The sequence below is a fragment of the Geminicoccus sp. genome, assembly GCF_036263595.1.
Lineage (GTDB): Bacteria > Pseudomonadota > Alphaproteobacteria > Geminicoccales > Geminicoccaceae > Geminicoccus.
Genome location: NZ_DATAGQ010000180.1, coordinates 1 through 5346, shown reverse-complemented (window position 1 = coordinate 5346; position 5346 = coordinate 1). Strand labels below are relative to the sequence as shown.

The 5346-nt window shown below is 61.9% G+C and carries 6 protein-coding genes; all 6 read right to left on the bottom strand.

Annotated elements, in window-relative coordinates:
- Nucleotides 1-108 precede the first annotated feature (108 nt).
- The 6 genes from VHL31_RS19560 to VHL31_RS27020 all read right to left on the bottom strand — a co-directional run bounded on the left by VHL31_RS19560 (nt 109) and on the right by VHL31_RS27020 (nt 5338).
- The gene (locus VHL31_RS19560; protein WP_329662925.1) at nt 109-588 is read right to left on the bottom strand and encodes a hypothetical protein; all 480 of its coding nucleotides are present in this window, start codon (nt 586-588) and stop codon (nt 109-111) included.
- A 273-nt stretch (nt 589-861) separates the two neighbouring features.
- The gene (locus VHL31_RS19555) at nt 862-1155 is read right to left on the bottom strand and encodes a hypothetical protein (protein WP_329662924.1); all 294 of its coding nucleotides are present in this window, start codon (nt 1153-1155) and stop codon (nt 862-864) included.
- A 445-nt stretch (nt 1156-1600) separates the two neighbouring features.
- The gene (locus tag VHL31_RS19550; RefSeq protein ID WP_329662923.1) at nt 1601-2848 is read right to left on the bottom strand and encodes an AAA family ATPase; all 1248 of its coding nucleotides are present in this window, start codon (nt 2846-2848) and stop codon (nt 1601-1603) included.
- Complete coding sequence (locus VHL31_RS19545) at nt 2845-3855, bottom strand: hypothetical protein (protein ID WP_329662922.1); 1011 nt, start codon at nt 3853-3855, stop codon at nt 2845-2847. The genes VHL31_RS19550 and VHL31_RS19545 overlap by 4 nt, the downstream gene beginning before the upstream one ends.
- A gap of 345 nt (nt 3856-4200) precedes the next feature.
- Nucleotides 4201-4965 carry a hypothetical protein gene (locus tag VHL31_RS19540; RefSeq protein WP_329662921.1) on the bottom strand — a complete coding sequence of 255 codons (765 nt, stop codon included), beginning with the start codon at nt 4963-4965 and terminating at the stop codon, nt 4201-4203.
- 280 nt (nt 4966-5245) lie between these two features.
- Nucleotides 5246-5338, bottom strand: coding sequence for a hypothetical protein (locus VHL31_RS27020; protein WP_414653618.1), 93 nt, complete (start codon nt 5336-5338; stop codon nt 5246-5248).
- Nucleotides 5339-5346 lie beyond the last annotated feature (8 nt).

The following is a 5346-nucleotide window of genomic DNA, read 5'->3' as shown; positions in this document are numbered from 1 at the left end:
GAGGTCAACGGCTTCCTGGTCGACCTGCGGACCATGCCGCGCGAGGTGCAGGAGATCGCGTTCGAGAAGGGGATCATCCCTTATGTTCCTGCCGATCGGGGCTGAGGCTCACCCAGCAAGCCGATCGGCTGCACGATCATCATCGTCGTCAAAATCGACAGCAGCATCCCTGGTTCTCGTCCCCTCAGATCCCCCGGCCGCTTCTGCCGCCTTGAGTTCAGCTGTTTCTGCGATCAGGTCATCCCAATCAGGCTGGACCATGTCGTCGATCGGCACCCACGCCAGTCCATCGTGATCGGCAATCACCTGGATGCCGGCCTTGTGAGCAGACGCTTCCATGAAACAGGCGAGGGAGACCATCACGTGCTTGCTGCATCGGTCGACCTGGTCGTGCGGGACATCGGCCATGAGAAGGGCACGTCCCACCAGCGGCTGGATGTTGATCAGCAGCTCGAGCCAGCCGCCCACCCAGGCGGCGTGAACCGGGTTCGGGATGTCGGCCAGCAGTTTCATCCCTGCAGGCAAGGACGCACGATGTCTGGCCGCCGGTTGCGCCACCTTCAGCAATGCAGGCGCAGCGTCCACCATCCGCCACCTTGGGCCACCCTCAGGGCCAAGATCGCATGGCGTGACGCTCTCCAGCCGCTTGGCTGTTGTTCTGCGGTCCAAGTTGAACTCGTTTGCCAAGCCGTTGACCGACCAGGACTGCCGACTCATCGCCATGTTCTAGGACTCCAGTCTGCTGTGGTGGATCAGTTCGAAAATCTCTGCAGCTAGTGAAACGCCGGGCTGCGCGCTCCCACATTGCGAGAGAGGTCAGGAAGGACCCGCAATCACTTGCTCGGGCTCTCGTCCACGTGGTCATGCTTGTGGCTCCAGGACATCGAATAGTTGTCGCCAGCGAGATCCCGAGAGCTGAACACGGCCGCACTGGATGGCGTCGATATCGACGGGGCGGATACGCAAGGTCTTGGCTGCCAGTACCCGCAGCTCTGGCTGGTTGGCCAGCAGGCGAGCAAGACGCTGTGCTCGGCGAACAGACACGGCAGCGCTCGTCAGCACTGCGGGCTCGTGCTCAATCGGTGCTGTCATCTCCGCTTGCGCAACATAAGCGCCGAGTTCGCACGTCAACCTGTGGAGGGCCGTTGCCGCCATGCCCGTGCGTCCATGGGTGAGCAGGTTGCCGATCCTCTGCAGCCGGTCGTGCAGGCAGCTTACACACTGACACGTCATGGCAGGATCTCATGGAGGAGGTGGGCGAGGGTTGGGCAGAACTGGAGCAGCCGGTCGATTAACGCTGGACTCAGTCTCGCCACGGGTGCCAGCAGCACGGGCAGACTACCGAGCAGGAGGTGCCAATCCCATTGCTTGGCTTCGTTCAGCGCACGGTTGGCATGCTCGGTGGCTGCGGGAAGGTTCGGTGCGGTGACATCAGCTTGGAGGGGGGTGCGGGTGCGTGCGGGATAGTCCCCTCTAAAGAGGGGGACTAACCCGCCCGCAGCCTTACCTGCACCTGCGGGAGGGTACCTACCCGCAGAATATGAACCTTCCCGCAATCCTTCCCGCGGACCTACCAGCAAATCAGTCTTGAACTTGCCAGTCATAGTGGAGGAGGCCGAAAGCTATTCAGATCGACCACTTTTGAATCAGCGACCTCATCCCGTTCGGCTTCGGCGGTATCCTGGTCCGCCGGCCCCTTTGGCACCGCCCGCGCGATGCCATAGATCGCCTTACGATCAGAGCCTTTGCCGACCACGGCACCGGCGACGATGATGCCGCTCTTGAAGAGCGCCTCCATCGCGGCAGCCAGCTGCTTAACCGAGCAGCCAAGACCGAGGTCGGCACGGATGATCACCTTGGGCGCGAAGTTGGGCGCACGGCTTGAGTGCGAGACGGCGCGCCCTTGGCGGGTCAGGATGTCGAGCGCCGAGAGGAAGATCGTTTTGTAGCGTGCCAGGTCCTGGTAAGCTCCAATCTTCTCTGCCATCGACGTGGGCGGATGCTCGGCAAGATGCGAGACGCCGTAGTCGTCCACGATGATCTCGTGCTCGAACTTCGGGCTGTAGTTGCTCTTGGCCAGCTTCAGGTAGCGGCGGGTGAGCCCATCATCGTCCTTCTCATGCAGGAGAATGCGGGCACGCACCGTGCCGTCCCACCCCGTCGAGCCGGAGTACTCGGCTTCGTTTTTTGGCGGGTGGGCCAGCAGGAGCACGCAGCCGTTCAGCTCCAGCGCCAGGCCGGCCAGCAGGTTCACGTAGGCGGTTACCTGTGCCCGATCGTTCTCCGAGCCGGGGAACGTCTGGGCCACCGTGTCGATGATGACCAGCCTTGCGCCGGTCTCGATCGCCGTGGCTCGCAGGGTGGCGAAAGCTGGGGTCATGCTAGAAATGCCAGTTCGGGCATCAAGCGCCATCAACGCGTTGCTGGCGCCCACCCTTGGCGCGAAGAGGAGCCGGCCAGGCGGCTGGATATGGATGCCGAGGCTGCGTTGCATCTGGGCGCGGCGCCGGTGGAGCTCGTCGCCATCGTCTTCGCAGGAGTAGATGAGCACCGTGCAGGGCTGGGTCTTCATGCCGAGGAAGGGGTGCCCGCGCCGGACCATTTCCCCGAGCTGGAGCGCGAGCCGAGACTTCCCGGCCCCGCCCTTGCCAGTGAACAGCGCCACGGTCTTGGTCGCGAGGAAGCCATCGACGAGCCATTCCCGCGGCGGCGGATCGAGGCCGTCCAGATCAGCCGCATCGATTAGCGACAGCAATTCTGGCTTTGGCGGCTCACGCTTTGGCGGCAACTCGCCGCGCAGGAAGGCTTCTTCGCCCTCGTCGAGCTGCTGCCAGTAGCCCTCGCTCATGCGGCACCGCCCGCAGCCTGCTGCAAGCCGAGCTTGATGATCCGGGCAAGTTCGATGGGCGGGTCGTTAATGCCGGCCTGCACGGCAGCGCTAGCGAGGGTGTGGAAGACCTCATGCGCGGAGGCTTGGCCGGCAGCGACCAGATCGCCGGCCCGCCAGGCGCAGCCGAAGAGCTTGCGGTGGCGGGAGCCTTGCGGCGCGGTTGCGATCGCAGCAGCGAGATGGGCTAGGGTCAGGCCGTCGCCGAGCTCAGATGCCCGCGGCACGAGGTAGGCGTTCAGGCCGATCTTGGGCTTTGCCGGCTCCGGCGGCACCTCGAGGTGTACCACCTCCCGATCCAGCCAGGCATAGCCGACCCGCTGCGGGATCGGGTCGAACATGTCCCGGAAGATCGGGCCTGCCGTGTAGATCGGTTGCACTGGCCGTAGCGTGCTTGGATCGATCGGCACACCCGCCATTACCCGCTCAATCTCATGGCCGTACAGTGGCTGGTCGAGCAGGAAGCCCAGCCTGAGCCGTGCGCCTGGCTTGATGCCAGCCGAAGCGCTCGCCACCACCACGAAGCCGACGCCGCGGAAGGAACTTGGGAAGTGCTGCATGATTAGCTGGCGGGAAAAGTCGACCAACTGGCGGTGCCAATCCTCTGGTGCTGGCACCCCGTCCAAATCGAACAGGACGTAAGAGCGTCGCACGTCCAGCATCGTCGGCTCCCGCACCACGCCATCACGCTCGACGTGACGATGCAGAAGGCGCTCGGTGCGACGTGGATCCACGCCTAAGCGCAGGGCAGCACGGACATGAGCGGACCGCCGTTGCTGCTGCAGGCTGATCTGCAGGCGCCAGAAGTCGTGCAGGCCCGTGACACGGTGGACGCGGTACCGGACGGTCTTGGCGCTGTCGTAGGTCTTGCAGCTAATCGCACCGTTCTCGCCCGGCCAGAACGTCTTGCACAGGCTCGGGCCAAAGGTGGTGACGATCGGAAAGTCGAGCGGGTTGGCACCGGTCATGGCGTTCCGATCCCGCAAATCTGCCGCCGCCATGGTACTAGCCCCCCAGGCCAGTACGGCCGTGGAAGCGTGGCAGCTGCTGAATGAAGTTTCGCAAACTCTTGTAATCAACAAGGGTTCGCGCTCTGGCCTTGATGAATATTAGTTCGTTGCGAGCATTAGCTCGGTAAAGCGAGACTCGAGCCAAACCTGTGATGCGTTCTGCTTCGGAAAGCGTTACGGCAAGAGGTTCAATCTCGTTGCTCCCCGACAGCGGAGCAAAGCTTGGAAAGTGCGGCATTTGTCTGGTCCGATCCTATGCCGCCGAAACGGCTAGATGTGCCCAGACACTTCAGTAAGCAGAAATTAGTCGGACGAGTGAGTGTGTCCGACATCACGAACACGTGAGCGTCTACTGGCGGGTTTGCGGAATGGTCTTGGGCTGAGGATGCCCTTGCGCCGCCACCGGCGCTCGATGGACTCTGGGTTCAAACCAGTTCCCTCGGCAGCCTTTCTGGCGGCTTCTGCTAGAGTGGCATACCCTGCAGGAGGCTCATCCGGTGCCGGTATACGTTGCCCCCTTCGTGTGACAGCCAAGGCTGTCACGATGAGGTCGCCCTCCTGGAGCTCGTGTTCAATCGTCATGATGAACCCAAGCGCGGCGGCTGCCGCCATCACCGCACTTGGCAGGTCATCGCGTTCCACAGAAAAACGAAAAGCGGCAATAGCTTCGATGGTGCGAAACGCTTGCCAGCGCAGATCGATGAAAGGCTTAGGCTCGTTATCCTGCGTGTGTCGCAGACCTTCTCCTGGCTGTGGCTGCCAATCCGGATCGATCGGCCGAAATGTCCAGTCGGATGAACGCTCACCATAGAAGCCACGCGGCTCTTGAAGGCCGCTACGATCAGGCCAGTCATATGCCTTCAAGACTTGACGCGCGAGGTGTTCAATACGGCCAAGCTTCTTGGCCACCTGATCCATGTCCACGGACCCCCCAACGGGCAGATAAAACATCCACTGCGGGTTTGTCGTGTTGATCGCTTGGATGGTCCTTTGAGCTTCTTTGTCAAAGGTACCCAAGATCCTAAGAGCCTCTTCCCGGTAGCGCTTGGTGTTCTTCTGTTCAGCCATTCATCCTGCATCCCAGCCTGAGTGGCCGAGCTAACTCTGCCCAAGCCACCATCAGGGCTCGTTTAGCTGAAGTAGCGGCAAAGATGGAATTCTTAGCGAGCCATCTACTTCGGATCGTCGTGAGCCGTATACCTGCGCGTCCAAGGTAGGCTTCTGATCTGTAGATGGAACAGCCGTCCACATGTCCTCTAAATCGCGCGTTAAACCTCTCGCATGGCGAACTGCAATCACGTTACTTGATGGAGTGCACCCCGTTTGGCCGGACAGAGCCAGGGTTGGGTTAAGCACTGAGTTTGCGGAACTCGGCGGGTGATTGGAAGCGCAGCGCCGAGTGTGGGTGGAGATTGTTGTAGTCGTCTATCCAAGCCTGCAGCAGCCCAA

What these genes read in the sequence shown, in the direction of transcription:
- VHL31_RS19540 (WP_329662921.1), bottom strand. Translation starts at nt 4,965, where the DNA reads ATGGCTGAACAGAAGAACACCAAGCGCTACCGGGAAGAGGCTCTTAGG.
- VHL31_RS19560 (WP_329662925.1), bottom strand. Translation starts at nt 588, where the DNA reads ATGGTGGACGCTGCGCCTGCATTGCTGAAGGTGGCGCAACCGGCGGCC.
- VHL31_RS19550 (WP_329662923.1), bottom strand. Translation starts at nt 2,848, where the DNA reads ATGAGCGAGGGCTACTGGCAGCAGCTCGACGAGGGCGAAGAAGCCTTC.
- VHL31_RS19545 (WP_329662922.1), bottom strand. Translation starts at nt 3,855, where the DNA reads ATGACCGGTGCCAACCCGCTCGACTTTCCGATCGTCACCACCTTTGGC.
- VHL31_RS19555 (WP_329662924.1), bottom strand. Translation starts at nt 1,155, where the DNA reads ATGGCGGCAACGGCCCTCCACAGGTTGACGTGCGAACTCGGCGCTTAT.